General features: G+C 29.2%; 13 protein-coding genes and 1 pseudogene. 7 read left to right on the top strand and 7 right to left on the bottom strand.

What is annotated here, in order from left to right; all coding sequences use genetic code 11:
* Positions 1-59: 59 nt before the first annotated feature.
* Both GQR92_RS03695 and GQR92_RS03690 read right to left on the bottom strand, forming a co-directional pair.
* Positions 60-1,256: pseudogene (locus GQR92_RS03695) on the bottom strand (IS256 family transposase).
* Between the two features lie 62 nt (positions 1,257-1,318).
* On the bottom strand, positions 1,319-1,774 hold the full coding sequence (locus GQR92_RS03690) for a DUF1853 family protein (protein ID WP_158837857.1): 456 nt from the start codon (positions 1,772-1,774) through the stop codon (positions 1,319-1,321).
* 82 nt (positions 1,775-1,856) lie between these two features.
* Here GQR92_RS03690 and GQR92_RS03685 point away from each other — a divergent pair, with 82 nt between their 5' ends.
* Positions 1,857-2,528 carry a DUF2461 domain-containing protein gene (locus tag GQR92_RS03685; protein ID WP_158837856.1) on the top strand — a complete coding sequence of 224 codons (672 nt, stop codon included), beginning with the start codon at positions 1,857-1,859 and terminating at the stop codon, positions 2,526-2,528.
* Between the two features lie 157 nt (positions 2,529-2,685).
* Here GQR92_RS03685 and GQR92_RS03680 read toward each other — a convergent pair whose 3' ends face one another.
* On the bottom strand, positions 2,686-4,023 hold the full coding sequence (locus tag GQR92_RS03680; protein WP_158837855.1) for an MATE family efflux transporter: 1,338 nt from the start codon (positions 4,021-4,023) through the stop codon (positions 2,686-2,688).
* A 105-nt stretch (positions 4,024-4,128) separates the two neighbouring features.
* Here GQR92_RS03680 and GQR92_RS03675 point away from each other — a divergent pair, with 105 nt between their 5' ends.
* The 6 genes from GQR92_RS03675 (at position 4,129) to GQR92_RS03650 (ending at position 11,316) form a co-directional block, all read left to right on the top strand.
* A complete protein-coding gene (locus tag GQR92_RS03675) occupies positions 4,129-4,524 on the top strand; it encodes an acyl-CoA thioesterase (protein ID WP_158837854.1) in 396 nt (131 codons plus the stop codon).
* A gap of 652 nt (positions 4,525-5,176) precedes the next feature.
* Positions 5,177-7,534 (top strand): TonB-dependent receptor, encoded by a 2,358-nt coding sequence (locus tag GQR92_RS03670; protein WP_158837853.1) that lies wholly within the window; start codon positions 5,177-5,179, stop codon positions 7,532-7,534.
* Positions 7,535-7,628: 94 nt separating this feature from the next.
* The gene (locus GQR92_RS03665; protein ID WP_158837852.1) at positions 7,629-8,876 is read left to right on the top strand and encodes a PepSY-associated TM helix domain-containing protein; all 1,248 of its coding nucleotides are present in this window, start codon (positions 7,629-7,631) and stop codon (positions 8,874-8,876) included.
* Between the two features lie 154 nt (positions 8,877-9,030).
* Entirely contained in the window at positions 9,031-10,152 is a 1,122-nt protein-coding gene (locus GQR92_RS03660; RefSeq protein ID WP_158837851.1) for a DEAD/DEAH box helicase, read from the top strand.
* Positions 10,153-10,225: 73 nt separating this feature from the next.
* On the top strand, positions 10,226-10,855 hold the full coding sequence (locus tag GQR92_RS03655) for a trimeric intracellular cation channel family protein (RefSeq protein ID WP_158837850.1): 630 nt from the start codon (positions 10,226-10,228) through the stop codon (positions 10,853-10,855).
* Positions 10,852-11,316 carry a MaoC family dehydratase gene (locus GQR92_RS03650; RefSeq protein ID WP_158837849.1) on the top strand — a complete coding sequence of 155 codons (465 nt, stop codon included), beginning with the start codon at positions 10,852-10,854 and terminating at the stop codon, positions 11,314-11,316. The genes GQR92_RS03655 and GQR92_RS03650 overlap by 4 nt, the downstream gene beginning before the upstream one ends.
* 306 nt (positions 11,317-11,622) lie before the next feature.
* Here GQR92_RS03650 and GQR92_RS03645 read toward each other — a convergent pair whose 3' ends face one another.
* The 4 genes from GQR92_RS03645 to GQR92_RS03630 form a co-directional block, all read right to left on the bottom strand.
* Positions 11,623-12,009, bottom strand: coding sequence for a hypothetical protein (locus GQR92_RS03645; RefSeq protein WP_158837848.1), 387 nt, complete (start codon positions 12,007-12,009; stop codon positions 11,623-11,625).
* A 35-nt stretch (positions 12,010-12,044) separates the two neighbouring features.
* Positions 12,045-12,398, bottom strand: a complete 354-nt coding sequence (locus GQR92_RS03640) for a hypothetical protein (protein WP_158837847.1) — start codon at positions 12,396-12,398, stop codon at positions 12,045-12,047.
* Positions 12,399-12,471: 73 nt separating this feature from the next.
* A complete protein-coding gene (locus GQR92_RS03635) occupies positions 12,472-13,872 on the bottom strand; it encodes a TolC family protein (protein WP_199269176.1) in 1,401 nt (466 codons plus the stop codon).
* Between the two features lie 27 nt (positions 13,873-13,899).
* Positions 13,900-15,252: an HlyD family secretion protein gene (locus tag GQR92_RS03630; RefSeq protein WP_158837846.1), complete on the bottom strand. Its 1,353-nt coding sequence runs from the start codon at positions 15,250-15,252 to the stop codon at positions 13,900-13,902.
* Between the last annotated feature and the right edge of the window lie 4 nt (positions 15,253-15,256).

Genomic DNA, 15,256 nt, shown 5'->3' with positions numbered 1-15,256 from the left:
TGTCTTTTAAGACACTATCCTAAAAACTGTGTAAGTTCAAAAAATCAGGGTTAACTTATTTATAGTTTAATCCTGTTTTCAAATATAGCTAAAAATTGGTTTAGAATAATTCCCCAATTTCTAATTGGCATTTTCCATTTTTTAGTGCTTTCTCTTACTGCTAAATATACAGATTTCATCACTGCATCATCAGTTGGAAAAGAGAGTTTATTTTTGGTGTATTTTCTAATTTTTCCGTTTAGATTTTCTATTAAATTTGTGGTATAAATAATAGTTCTAATTTCCACTGGAAAATCAAAGAATACGGTAAGTTCATCCCAGTTATTCTCCCAACTTCTAATGGCGTAAGAATATTTAGATTCCCATTTGGTTTTAAAGTCTTTTAAGGCAGCTCTTGCAGCTTCTTTTGTTGGAGCTGTATAGATTTGTTTCATATCTTTTGTAAAGGCTTTTTTATCTTTCCAAACAACATAGCGACAAGAGTTTCTAATTTGATGAACTACACAAATTTGAGTAGTTGAATTCGGGAAAATGGTTTTTATAGTGTCTGTAAAACCGTTTAAATTATCGGTTGCAGTAATCAGTATATCTTGAGTTCCTCTGGCTTTTATATCAGTTAAAACACTCATCCAGAAAGCAGAAGATTCATTTTTACCCAACCACAAACCTAAAACTTCTTTTTTGCCATCTGTTCTAAGCCCAACAGCAATGTAAATGGTTTTGTTAATTACTTTAGAGTTTTCTCGTACTTTAAAAACAATTCCATCCATCCAAACAATTAAATAAGTAGTCTCTAATGGTCTATTTTTCCAAGCGATAACATCAGTGGTGATAGCGTCAGTTATTCTTGAAATTGTGGAAGTAGATACATTAAAATTATAGAGTTCTCGGATTTGTTCTTCGATATCAATATTGCTCATCCCTTTGGCATACAATGAGATAATAACATTTTCGACACCATCCGCAGTACTTTGTCTTTTCTTTATAATCATTGGATTAAAAGAACTATTACGATCTCTTGGCACTTGTATTTCTGTCTACCCTAAAGTAGTTTTTAGCTTCTTTTTAGTGTAGCCATTTCGTAAGTTATTTGCTTTACTTTTTTGATGTTTATCATAATCTAAATGAGCATCGAGTTCGCCTTCTAAAATCTTTTCAACTCCTCGTTTGTGAAGTTGTTCGATGAAGCTGGTTAGCTCTGATCCGTTGTTAAATTGTTTTAAAAAATCATCGTTTAATAAATCTTCTGGTCTCATAAGTATATAAAATTTAAAGTTAATAAAAATAAAAAACTCAGGATTTGAACAATCCTGAGTTTTTAAAACTTACACACTTTATGAGACAGTGCCTCTTTTAATTTATTTAGTTTTTCTACTAAAGAGTCTTTTCTATTCGGACCAATAAAATGGTCAATTTCAGTGGTTCCAACAGAAGCATCATACAAATAAAACTTGTAAATAATTTCTAAGTGAATCGGTTTCTCTTCTTTTAAAAGGATACAATCTAACTCGCCTAATGTAATTTTTTCTTGCTGAATTTGAATGTTTTCACAAAGAATAGAAATGCCTTTTTCTTGTGCTAATTGATAAGAAACAAAACGTTCTATATATTTACCTAAACGGATTTTTTCATCGATTTCAATATCAATTTTTGTAGATTTCGAATTAATTTTAAGTTGATTTAAGCCATACACCGAATTACCGTTCCACAAGCAAGGTGTTTGCAGAAAACCGTCGTATCTTTTCTGAATATCTTTTGTTTTTTGATGTGTCATTATTTCTTCAAATTTACAATTTTATAATTTTCATTTATAGAATAATTTGTACATTGAAAATCTAAAAATAAACAGTAGCAAAATGCAGTTTCAAAAAGACAGTTTAGAGTTTTTAAAAGATTTACAAAAAAATAACAATAGAGATTGGTTTACAGAACACAAACCAACCTTTGTAACCATACAGAAACAGGTAAAAGAAATCTTTTTAGAAATGCAAACAGATATAGAAAAGCATGATGAAATTGATAAAATGAAAATCTATAGAATTTATAGAGATGTTCGTTTTTCTAAAGATAAAACGCCTTACAACCCAAGATTTGCAGTTTCTTTTTCTAGATTAGGAAAACAATTACGTGGTGGTTATTTTTTGCAAATTAAACCCGGAGAATCTATGTTGGGAGGTGGGTTTTGGCAACCAGAAAAAGAAGATTTATATAGATTAAGAAAAGAGATTGAACAAGATGCAGTAGAATTTAGAGAGATTTTAGAAGACAAAGATTTTAAAAAATACTTTGGAGGTAAATTCGAAGGAGACGAATTAAAATCGGCTCCAAGAGGGTTTGATAAAGAACATAAAGACATCGATTTATTGCGTAAAAAAGGATTTGTTGCTATCAGAAATTTTACAGATGCAGAGGTTTTATTACCTAATTTTTTAGAAGAATTAGATAAAAGTTTTAAAGCTTTACGTCCGTTTTTTAATCTATTTAGTGATGTTTTAACAACAAATCTAAATGGGGAGAGTATTGTTTAGAGTTCATTTTTGTGAGTTGTTTGCTGAGATTCACGGAGAAAATACGGAGATTTACAGCGTTTTTTAATTTGTTGTCAAGGACGGTTGTCATTTCGAAAGGAGCCATTTTAGGCGATTGAGAAATCTAAGAAATTATTACTTTGTAAACCCTTCTTTTCTATTTCAAATTTTTCTTCACTTCGTATTTTAAAACTACAATGGTAATAATTGTAGATAAAACATCAGCGATAGGAAAAGACCACCAAATACCATTGATACCATAATATTTAGGTAAAAAATAAGCTAACGGAATTAAGAAGAACCCTTGTTTTAAAAGCGTTAAAAATAAAGCAGGTAAAGCTTTACCGGCAGCCTGAAAATAAGCAGAACCAATTAATTGCATGGTAATAACAGGTGTTGCTAAAAATACAATAAGCATGGCGTTGGGTGTTTTATCTAACAAGGTGGCGTCATTGGTAAAAATCCAAATAACTTCTTCTTTAAAAAACAAAATTGCTACAAAAATAATTGTACCTAAAACAGAACCATATAAAATAGATTTCTTAATGGTTTCTTTAACTCTATCATTTTTACTTGCACCAATATTATAACCTGCAACAGGTAAAAACCCTTGAGAAACACCCATAACAGGAGAAAGTGAAAACATCATTACACGGTTAATAATTCCGAATACAGCAATCGATATTTCTCCTCCATATTTAAATAACGAATAGTTTAAAACAATCATTAAGACGCTTATTGTACCTTGTCTTGCAATAGAAACGCCTCCCAGTTCTATAATTTCACGGACAATTTTAAAATCTAATTTAAAGTTTTTAGGAATAATTTTTAGCTCACTTTTAGAAGATAAAAAAAAGTACAAAATATACGATCCGGAGCTTACAAAAGAAATTGTAGTTGCTAAACCAGCACCCCACATTCCCCAATTAAAAAATTTAATAAAAATAATATCTAAAACCACATTTAAAACCGCAGGAACCATCATTGCATACATGGCAAATTTGGGTTTTCCTTCTGCTCTAATTGTTGGGTTTCCCATCATCGCAAAAGCCAAAAAAGGAACTCCATATATAATAACACTAAAATATTCTGATGCAATTGGTAAAATATCTCCTTTTGCGCCGAATAAATTTAGAATAGGTACACTAAAAAAGTTTCCAATAGTTACAAAAAGAATTGCCAAAATAACGGTTAAAGAAACCTGATTACCAAAAGTTAGAAAAGCTTTTTCTGAATTACCTGCACCTAAAGCTCTCGATATTATAGAGCTTCCTCCAATACCAATTCCCATTCCAATAGAAGAAATTAAAAAAGCAATTGGTAAAACTACCGTAATTGCAGCAATTGCTAGTACACCAATCCATTGTCCCACAAAAATAGTGTCGACAATCATATTTAAAGACATTACAAGAATTCCTATAGTGGCCGGAAGTGCTTGTTTTATTATTAATTTACTAATTTTTTGTGTCCCTAGGTCGTTTGCTAATTCTGTCATAATATTAAGCAAATATCGCTATAAACACCAAGTTATTTGTAAATCTATCATCAATAATTGTTATAAATATCTTAAAATTTTTATGTTTGCTAAAATTGATAAAAGTTGGAAAACGTTTTTACATTAACAATAACAGTTTCACCCGAAGATATAGACAATTTACAGCATGTAAATAACTTGGTATATGTAACATGGATGGATAAAATAGCAACTACACATTGGGGGCATCTAACAAAGGATAACCCGTTGCCACAATATGTTTGGGTGGTGATGAGGCATGAAATAGATTATTTAAAACAAGCTAATTTAGGAGATGAAATAACCGTAAAAACATGGGTAGGAGAGACCAAAGGGATTACTTCTGTGCGTTTTATGGAGTTTTATAAGGATGATCTTTTATTGGTAAAAGCCAAAACAATTTGGGCAATGTTAGATTCTAAAACTTTTAAGCCAGTAAGAATTAGAGAAAATGTTTTAAAAGTATTACAACCTACTAAATAAAAGTATCTTTGCATAAATTAATAAGAAGCATTTTATAGATGTTTTAAGGTTAAAAGGCGTGTTAAAAAAAGTTTTTTCATACATATTATTCTTTATCCTAGCTTTTAAGCCTATTTATAATATAGGCTACCTTGCTTATTATGAGTTAAATGTAGATTATATTATAGAAACATATTGTGTTAATAAAGAAAAACCAGTACTAGAATGTAATGGTAAATGTCATTTAGCAACTCAATTAGCAATAACTACAAAAGACGGTACAGAAAAAAACACATATTCTTTAAATTTACTTTCAGAGACATTTATTCCTGTTTACTTTCAGAATCAAACTTTTACTTTCAATTTTTTTCCCAAAAAGAAAACTACTCAAAATTATTGGAAACATTCTAAATTGTTCATTTCTTTATATCAGGATAATCTTGATAAGCCACCACAGTCTTAGTTTTTAGAAAAGGATTTGTTATTTATACAATCTTTAAAATAATTTACAAAAATTGACCTTGAAGAAATTTTCTTTAAGGGTTTTTGTGCATTATTAAACTGAAATTAGTTTAGAACTCTTTCTAAACGAAACAAGATAATACATTAAAAAAATATAATATAAAGTGCCTGTATTTATAGGCACTAGATCTGACGTAAAATAATTTAACAGATGAAAAAAATATTAATGCTTACTATTTGTTTAGTAAGTTTATATACCTATGCTCAAGATACCTATAAAGGTAAAATTATTAGTACTAATAATGAACCTTTAGCAGGAGCTACGGTACAATCGAAAACAAACAATAGTAATGCGGTAGTTACAGATTTCTATGGAAATTTTTCTATCACTTTAGAAAGTAATAAAGCAGTAATAGTTAAATTTATAGGTTTTAAAACTGTAGAACAAATACTATCAAGAGCTAATAATAACATTCAACTTTTTGAAAATGATCAAATTTTAGAAGAAGTTGTAATATCTGCAAGTAGAGAAAAACAGCTTAGAAAAGAGGTGCCAGCTTCTATTTCTGTTATTTCTTCTAAAGATATTTCTGAAACAAAAGCGTTTGGTATCGATCAATTAATTAATGATGTGCCAGGGGTAAATATGACAATGTCTAGGGCTGCTGGTAACGAACAACATATGATGTCTGTACGTTCTCCAATATCAACAAAATCGTTGTTTTTATATGTAGAAGATGGTTTGCCAATTCGTCCAACGGCAGTTTTTAATCATAATGCGCTTTTAGAAATGAATGATGTATCATTTAACAGAATAGAAGTATTAAAAGGGCCTGCATCTAGTATTTATGGTAGTGAATCTATTGGAGGAAGTTTTAATTTTATCACTAAAAAACCAACTAGAGAATTTTCGGGTAGTTTAGGTTTTCAAATTAATGATTTAGGCTTAACAAAATATGAGTTAGAGTTATCTAAATATGTATCTAAAAAAGTTGGTTTTTATATAGGTACGCAATATATACAACGTAAAAACGGACCTATAGAATATAGTGATTATGAGAAGTTTGCATTCACAATTAAAAATGTAAATCATTTGTCATCTATTTTAAACTGGACAAATTCTGTGAATTTAGTAGATTACAGATCAGATATGACAGGATCTTTGTCTGAGTCTGATTATAGAGGCGGTAACTTCGAAAGTGATCAAACATTTACAGAGCGTGTTGCATTTTCTTTTCGTTTTAAAAGTACCTTAGATATCAATTGGAATGATAAAAATAAAACAACATTTAATTTTGCATATAGAAATAACGATTTAGATCAAAACCCATCCTATCGTGTATCACAAAATAGAGATAGTACTACACGAGAATTAACAGGAACAGGTACCGGAGAAATTAATAGTAATAGTTTTACGAGTTATGTTAATTTAATTCAACATAAAATAGATTTTGATTTTGCAAATTCATCTTTAATCGTTGGTGTTTCTTCAGATTTTTCACCACAAAAATATCAAGCAGAAACGCTTGATGTTGTTGTAGATACAGAAACTGAGAAAAATATAAGTTTTACTTTAAACGAAGGAGATTATATTCTTAATTATGATGCAGATATTTTTAATTACGCAGGTTATTTTCAGTATGAAATAAATCCTACAAAAGCTTTAAAACTTACTGCAGCATTACGTTATGATGGTTTTGAGTATGATTATACCAATTTATCTGCTAATGTTGGCGGACCTAAAGATTCAAAAAATAGGTATAATAACATATCTCCTAAATTAGGAGCTAACTATAATTTTTCTAATAATACAGGAATTTACACAAATTATTCTAATGGGTTTACACCACCGCAAACATCATCATTATATAGAAATAGTTTAGTAGGTGTTGGAGGAGAAGTGTTTGATTTAAAACCAAGTAATTATAATAATTATGAATTAGGAACCTATTTTAAAATAAACACTAAATTAAGAGGAGATATTGCTGTTTATCTGTTAGATGGAGATGATACATTGGTAACTTTAAGAGACGATAATGATAATTTTTTTAATGCTAATGCAGGAAAAACAAGATCTTACGGAATAGAATATGGTTTTAAATACAACCCAATTGAAACCTTAACAATTAGCCATAACGGAACCTATGCAAAGCATAGATATAAAGATTTTTTTACAACTGCAGGTAGTACTTTTTTTGATTTATCTAATACAGATAGAGAAACTGCACCTTCGTTATCTGGAACTTCAAAAATTACTTACAAGCCATATTTTGTAAAAGGTTTATTACTAAACTTAACACATGAATTGGTTGGTAAGTATAATACCAGTTTCGAAAATCAAATAAATAATGGTGATGGTACATTTAGTACGGCAACTTATAACGGGCATAATATTTTTAATTTCATGGTATCTTATGAGTTTGAGCATTTTGAAGTTTGGGGACATGCTTTAAATATTTTTGATAGATTATATTCTGCTAGTGCTAGTTACAATAGGTTTAGTAGCCAAAATAGTTATACTATTGGTAACCCAAGAGCATTTCATTTCGGTCTAAAATATCATTTTTAATAATGATAAAATTATTAAAAAAATAAATATCATTATTCTATTTAAGCGTAATTTAAATTACGCTTAAATAAGGCATTTAAACTTTATATTAAAGATGAAAAATAGAAAATTAAATAAATGGCTTTGGAAATGGCATTTTATTGCAGGATTAATATCGTTACCATTTGTTGTGTTGTTAGCAATTACAGGAGGTGTTTATTTATTTAAAGACAAATATGATGCTCCTAAACAAGTTTATATAAAAAAAGTAAAAGTTGAAGGAGAAATAATTTCGTACACAAAACAATGGGAATTAGCAAAAAAAGCATCACATAAGATGTTAAATACCATGGTAATACCTAGAGAAGCAAATGAAGCAACTACATTTTCTTCAGGGATGTTTAGTCATAAAAATAATATTTATATAAATCCTTATAAAGGAGAAGTAACAGGTACCATTAGTCCTAAAAATTCTAATATGCATGTAGTTAGAAAACTTCATGGTGAACTTCTTTTGGGTAAATTCGGAACTAAAATAGTTGAGTTAATTGCTAGTTGGATGTTTGTGTTAATTATTACAGGAATTTATGTGTTTTGGCCAAATAAAAAAGAAGGAATAAAAGGTTTCTTTAGAATTCGTTTTAAAGAAGGAAAACGAATCTTGTTTAGAGATTTACATACAGTTTTAGGTTTTTGGGTGTCAATTTTATTATTGATGACTTTAGCGGGAGGATTACCTTGGACAGATGTTTTTGGTAGTAATTTTAAAGCGTTACAAGAAGCTACAAATACAGGGTTTCCACTAACGTGGGATTCTAAAACTTTAAAATCAGAAATTAATGGTAAACCAATACCGTTAGATTCTATAGTAAAACTTGCAAAATCTATGAATTTAAAAGGTGAAGTAAGTATTGGGTTGGCCAAGAATAAAAACGGAGTATATAGTATTTATAATTCTACATTTGATTTAGGCGCTCAGAAAAGATTTCATTTAGATCAATACTCAGGGAAAGAGTTAATACACCATACATGGGAAGATGTAGGTGTTTTAATGCGTGGACGAATGTGGTTTATGGCATTTCATCAAGGACAATTTGGGTTATGGAATTGGGCATTAATGTTAGTTGTTGCGGTATTATTAGCCTTTGTTGCTATTGCAGGATTGGTTTCTTATTTAAAACGAAAAGAAACTGGTAAATGGGGAACGCCAAAAGTGCCTGTTTCATTTAAAGTTGGTTATGGTGTTGTATGTATTATAGTAATTTTAGGTATTATACTTCCATTATTTGGAGCAAGTGTTTTGCTAATTCTACTAATAGAGTTTTTAAGAAGTAAAAAACAGAAAAAAATAGTGAAATTTTAATTTTTTAAGCACACAAAATTATTAAGATTTTATGTGCTTAAATTATAATTAATAAAATGAAAAATTGAATAAGCCAGCAAGAATTAGAGAAAATGTTTTAAAAGTATTACAACCTACTAAATAAAAGTATCTTTGCATAAAATTTAGATAAAAAATGTCAACTTTTTCTTCCTTAGGAATCACCAAAGAATATATTCAAGCAATTAAAGAATTAGGAATTTCTGAGCCTTCAGAAATTCAAGAGAAAGCAATTCCAATTTTATTGGAAGCGCCAACAGATTTTATTGGTTTAGCACAAACAGGTACCGGTAAAACTGCTGCTTTTGGTTTGCCCGTATTACACCATATAGATGCTAGCTCAGAGAACATACAAGCGTTAATTTTATCGCCAACAAGAGAGTTGGTGCAGCAAATTAAAAAACAACTGTTTAAATTTACAAAGTTTAGTGAAGATAAAATTTTTGTAGAAGCTGTTTTTGGTGGAGAAAAGATTGACAGACAAATGAACAATCTTAAGAGAACTACACATATTGTAGTAGCAACTCCTGGTAGATTAATAGATTTAATAGAAAGAGGTAGTATAGATGTTAGTCATGTAAAAACAGTTATTTTAGATGAAGCTGATGAAATGCTAAGCATGGGTTTTAAACAAGATTTAAATAGAATCTTAAAGTTTACAACAGAAGGTGATAGAAAAACTTGGTTGTTTTCTGCTACAATGCCAGAAGAAATCAAAAGGATTGTAAAGACCTATATGGATGCTAATGCTCCTAGAGTAGAAATTAATAGAAGCTCTTTAGTAAATGCTAATATTCGTCATCATTATGCAAAAACTACCTTAAAAGAAAAAACAAATGATATTGTTTCTTTCCTAGAGAAAAGGCAAGATCAAAGAGGAATTATTTTCTGTAGAACAAAAGCAGGTGCACAAAACTTAGCAGCTCATTTAATAGAAGAAGGTTTTTCTACCGCAGCTTTAGAAGGAGATATGCAACAAAAAGAACGCGATAAAGTAATGCGTGCTTTTAAGAAAGAAAATTTACAATACTTAGTTTCTACAGATGTTTCTGCACGTGGAATTGATGTTAGTGGTTTAGAATTTGTAATTCATCATCAATTACCAGAACAATTAGAATACTACACACACAGAAGTGGAAGAACTGCAAGAGCAGGAAAAACAGGTGTTTCAATTGCTTTTATTTTGCCTTCAGAAATCACGAGAATTCATGAGATTCAGAAAGAATTAAATATTAAGTTTTCTGAAGTAACCGTATAAAAAAATAATCCGAAGTTTTTTATGAAGAAAGACTTCGGATTTAATTCTACATTTTATAATTAAATTGATATAGATGGAGCTTATTTATGTTTTAGATATATTAGGAACCTTTGCTTTTGCAATTAGTGGCGCTTTAGTAGCTTCTGATAAAAAGTTAGATTTATTTGGAATCTTAATTATTGCATTTGTTACTGCTGTTGGTGGTGGTATGCTACGCGATGTTTTAATAGACGCGCATCCTATAAATTGGATTGGAGATTTAAATTATTTATACACCATTTTTGCAGCCGTTATTTTTACCTTTCTTTTTAAAAGTAAAATTAACTACTTAGGCAAAACAATGTTTTTGTTTGACACCATTGGTATTGGTGTTTTTACTTTATTGGGTTTAAAAAAAGGGTTGTCTTTTAATTTACATCCTATTATTGCTTTAATAATGGGAATGATTTCTGCCGTTTTTGGAGGCGTTTTACGTGATGTTTTAACTAATAGAATTCCATTAATTTTCGAAAAAGAAATTTATGCTTCTGCATGTTTAGCAGGTGGAATTGTATATTTAGTTTTGAGTAAATTTAGCGTTCCAGAAAACATCATGTTTGTAATTTCTGCTTCTGTAGTTGTTATTATTAGAGTAGTTTCAGTGAGGTATCAATTAGAATTGCCAAGAATTAAAAATGATTTATTTACGATAAGGAAAAGATGAAACCATTAGTATTTGTTAATTTTGAAGATTTTAAGCAGATAAAAGGACAACAATTACCTGTTGGAGATTGGTATACAATTACCCAACAAATGATTAACGATTTTGCAAATGCTACTTTAGATAAACAATGGATTCATGTTAATAAAAAACGAGCAGCTAAAGAGAGTCCTTTTAAAACTACTATAGCACATGGTTTTATGTCTGTTGCCATGATTTCTAAATTATTAGAAGATTCTTTTTCTATAAAAAGTATTAAAATGGGCCTAAATTACGGGTTAAATAAAGTCCGTTTTCCAAACCCTGTTGTTGTAAATAGTCAATTAAGAATGCTTGCTGTTGTTAAAGACATTGAAGAAATGGCTAACAACGGAATTAAAGTAACCTTTTCTTGTACCATAGAAATTAAAGGTCAAGAAAAACCTGCTTGTGTTGCAGAGTTTCTTGCTGCTTTTTTTGAGTAATAAGAAACGAAATAAAAAGTAGCTTTCTTTCTGTGTTAACAGAGTAGAGCGTTTATAAACTACGTTAAAATTCCATCATCTGCACATTTTTTAGAAAACCAAAATAAAAATACAGAGAACAATGGAATTATTATTAACATAGCATACTCTAAATACCCGTACCATACTTTACCGTGTTTGTGTATGAAAAGTTGCGGTTTTGTGTGCGAGGATTTTCCGAAGGAAAATCAGACGTAACAAAATTGTAACTGACTTTGTTTAAGCACTAATTCAGCAATTTTTTATACACGATGTTGTGTGCAGTTTTTATATTATTAGTTTCCTTTTTCGTAATAAATTCTCAATCAGTGGTTTTGTGTATTTTTCCGCTGGATCAATATTTTTCGCATCTTCCTTCCGATAATATTCTCCAGAATCAAATGCGTTGAAACATTCCCACGAAATATCAGATAATTTAAAATTTTTGAAATAGTATTCATTCGATGTCCAAAAAGAATAAATATTATTCATTATATAATTTCCATCTTTAAATTCCATTTCTCCATTCCAATATTTTAAGGCTGTTTTAATCGATAATTTTTCGACAAGTTCAGTTGGAAATTCTTTAGGATTATTTAGAATTTCAGTTACTTGATTTCCGCTCAAATGGACTTTGGATAATCCGTTTAGTATTACTTCAATATTTGGATTCAATTCAGACATTTTTTCTTAAATCACCATTTTTTGGATTACACAAATTCATTTCTCAAAATGCACACAACTGGGTTTATAAATAGGTTATATGTAGTTTGTATTATAACCGCAATTAATCCTATTAGAAAAAATGTTTTGGCTAATTTTTTTTTAAAGAACAATAAAATACAAGCAATTACTGACGAAAAAACAGCAATAGCAAAAGCAGCCATTACCCAAGAAGGAACATTAAAAATAATGTCTAATTGTTCTTTAGAATACATCGATTTAAAACGTTCCGTTTGATAAGCTTGGTTTAAATAACCATCTACACCCATCGCATTCCAAAGGAATCCAATAATAGCAATTATCCAAAAAGCAATACTTGGTTTGTTTGGGTTTTTTGACATGTGGTTGTTTTTTATTGAAATTCAATTTACTAAAAGTACAATAAAAATAGGTAAAGTGTTTCTATATAAGATTTTATTCATTAATAGAAATAACGGTAGCTTTAAATAAACTTGCTTTAGTTTTAAAGAAAGTGTTTTCTAAATCGATTGCTTTTAGTTTGGCTTCAATTAATTTAACTTCACGATAATTAACTAAAAATAAAGAGCTTTCTCCTAAGAAAAATTTACGATCTTCTGCTTTTAGCATCGTTCCGTAATCGCGAACAATATCTGTAGTTAAGCTATTTTGTAAAACATAAGAACTTAATTCTTGCAGAATAGCATTTACTTTATTTTTTATGGCAACTTTAGCTACTTCGTTTTCAAATTTTTTGTCTTGCAATTTAATTTTAGAGAGTTTAAAATCTCCACGTTCTTTTCTTAAAAATAAAGGAACTTTAAAATTAATTCCTGCTTTATAATTTTGTGTATTTAGAGAATTTATTTGATTACCGTTTTCTGTAAGAAAGTTATACTGAACATCTAATTTAGGAAGTAAGTTATTTAATTTTAAATTTTTATCAATACTTAAACTCTTTATTTTATATGCTAATGATTTAATTTTAGGGTGTTTATCAATGTTAAAATTTGCATTATTAAACAATGCAATATTAAAAGTAGTGTCTACATTATTAACAGTATGTATATCTGGAATAATATTGTCTTGTAATTCTATTGGAGTGTTATCATTCAACCATAAATAATTAGACAATTCTAAAGAAGACTTTACCAATTTAATTCTAGCTTTTTCTAGATTTAATTTTCTGCTTTTTAATGTAATTCCGGCTTCTGTGGTATCTATAGCAGGTTTTTCTCCTTCTAAAAAGGCTCTTTTTGTAGCTTTAAAACGGATTTCTGCATTTGTTAAAAACTCTTTATAAACGCTATTTTGATGATATGTTTTTAGCCAATTAAAATAAGACAAGGCAGCGTTGTATAATATTTCATTCACTAAAATTTGCTGATCTTCTTTTGCTTGATTTAAAAAGAATTTTGCTTGTTTTAAAGAAGCCATTCTTGTGTTAATTAAAAGACCTTTTAATAAGGATACAGAAACTCCGGCACTATACAAACCATCTTCTGGAACTGTATTTTCTGGGTTTAAATAATAACCATCATTATTCTCTAAATTTGCTTTAAATTCAATTCCGTAATAAGTAGGTATTTTAAAAGCAGCGTTTAATTTATTGTAATATTCTTTTTCTTTAAATTGTTTTTTATTAAAATCTACTTCAATTTTAGGGTCAAAAGCACCTCTAGCTTTTAGTAATTTAGCTTCACTTTCATTGATAACAAGATTTGCTTGTTTTACAATAGGGTGATAGTTTTTTACATAACTTAAGAATTCTGAAAGTGTCATTACAGACGCCACTTTTTCTTGTGCAAAATATCCAGATGTAGATAATAGAAGGAATATTAAAATATATTTTTTCATATTAATGTCTCAATAAATAAATTGAAATTATTTTTTCTTTGTGTCACTTTTTGATCCTTCTGGTTGATAATAGTTAGGAGGGAAGCTGTTAAGTTGTCTCCAAATTTCAAAATAAATGGGTACATCTTCTAAAAGTGCAATTGTTCTAGCTCCAGACCCCACTCTAATACCTTCTGGCCAATTATAATCTGTAGTATCTGGTGCAATTAAAACCCTGTATTTACCATTAGTACTAATAAAGTTTTCGATAGCAATTACTTTTGCACCATACGTTCCGTAAGAAGCGTTAGGCCAACCACTAAAAACAATTGCAGGCCAGCCATCAAATTGAACACGCATTTTTTCACCAATATGCAATAATGGTAAATCAATAGGTCTTACAAAAGTTTCTACAGCCAAATCATATTTTTCTGGCATAATACCAACCAAATCATCTCCAGCTTTAAAAGTACCACCAATTCCGCCTTTTATGGCTTTATTTATAAAACCATTTTGTGGAGCAGTAATAAACAATAAGCTATTTCTAACACTATAATTACTTCTGCTATTTTCTAATTTAGATACTTGTGCTTTTGCATCAAAACCACTAGATTGTGCTGTATACATATCACTTTGTGATTTAGAAATTTTATCGGTGTATGAAGCGTTTATTCTAGAAAGTTCTAATTGTGCATTTAAAATATTATTTCTACTTGCTAAAAGTTTATTTTCTTGAGAAATTAGTTTTGCCTGTGTAGCTTGTAGTTTTAATCTTTTTTCTTCTACATCTTTTACAGCTTTTAAGCCTTCGGTTTGTAGGGTTAGCGTACGATTGTACTGTTTTTCGGCAATTAAAGTATTTGTTTTAGCAGCTTCAAAATCAATGCTATCACTTTTTACTTTTAATTTAGATTGTAGTAATTTATTTTTTGTTTGTTCTATTTTTAAACGTTGTTCTTGTTTTAAAGCATTTACTTGTCTATTTAAAGCAGCTACTTTTCCTTGATATGCGGTTACCGAAGAAGATTTTGCGTTAATTTGATCACTAGTTCTTTCAATTAATCGATTATCAAAATAATCACTTTTTACTTCAGAAATTCTTAAAATGGTATCTCCTTTTTTAACAAAATCACCTTCTGTTACAAACCATTCTTCAATTCTACCAGGAATTTGAGATTGAATAGTTTGTGGTCTTTGGTTAGGTGTTAAAGTAGTTACCAAACCTTGGCCAGTTATATTTTGTGTCCAAGGTAAAAAGAGTGCTATAAAACCGATAATAGCAAATGCTAAAAGAAATTTATTAAAAGCTTTGTAATACTCTTTTGTAAAAATATTTTTGCCCGATTTAAATTCTTTTAAATCAACAGTTTTGTGTAATTGGTTGTTAGATATGTTTAACATTGCT

Source organism: Polaribacter sp. L3A8 (assembly GCF_009796785.1).
GTDB lineage: Bacteria > Bacteroidota > Bacteroidia > Flavobacteriales > Flavobacteriaceae > Polaribacter.
Note: the sequence above shows the minus strand (reverse complement) of the source record. Positions and strands in the feature narration are given on the sequence as shown.

Coding starts and splice junctions, on each gene's coding strand:
- GQR92_RS03690 (WP_158837857.1), bottom strand. CDS start 1,774: ATGACACATCAAAAAACAAAAGATATTCAGAAAAGATACGACGGTTTT.
- GQR92_RS03685 (WP_158837856.1), top strand. CDS start 1,857: ATGCAGTTTCAAAAAGACAGTTTAGAGTTTTTAAAAGATTTACAAAAA.
- GQR92_RS03680 (WP_158837855.1), bottom strand. CDS start 4,023: ATGACAGAATTAGCAAACGACCTAGGGACACAAAAAATTAGTAAATTA.
- GQR92_RS03670 (WP_158837853.1), top strand. CDS start 5,177: ATGAAAAAAATATTAATGCTTACTATTTGTTTAGTAAGTTTATATACC.
- GQR92_RS03665 (WP_158837852.1), top strand. CDS start 7,629: ATGAAAAATAGAAAATTAAATAAATGGCTTTGGAAATGGCATTTTATT.
- GQR92_RS03660 (WP_158837851.1), top strand. CDS start 9,031: ATGTCAACTTTTTCTTCCTTAGGAATCACCAAAGAATATATTCAAGCA.
- GQR92_RS03655 (WP_158837850.1), top strand. CDS start 10,226: ATGGAGCTTATTTATGTTTTAGATATATTAGGAACCTTTGCTTTTGCA.
- GQR92_RS03650 (WP_158837849.1), top strand. CDS start 10,852: ATGAAACCATTAGTATTTGTTAATTTTGAAGATTTTAAGCAGATAAAA.
- GQR92_RS03640 (WP_158837847.1), bottom strand. CDS start 12,398: ATGTCAAAAAACCCAAACAAACCAAGTATTGCTTTTTGGATAATTGCT.
- GQR92_RS03635 (WP_199269176.1), bottom strand. CDS start 13,872: ATGAAAAAATATATTTTAATATTCCTTCTATTATCTACATCTGGATAT.
- GQR92_RS03630 (WP_158837846.1), bottom strand. CDS start 15,252: ATGTTAAACATATCTAACAACCAATTACACAAAACTGTTGATTTAAAA.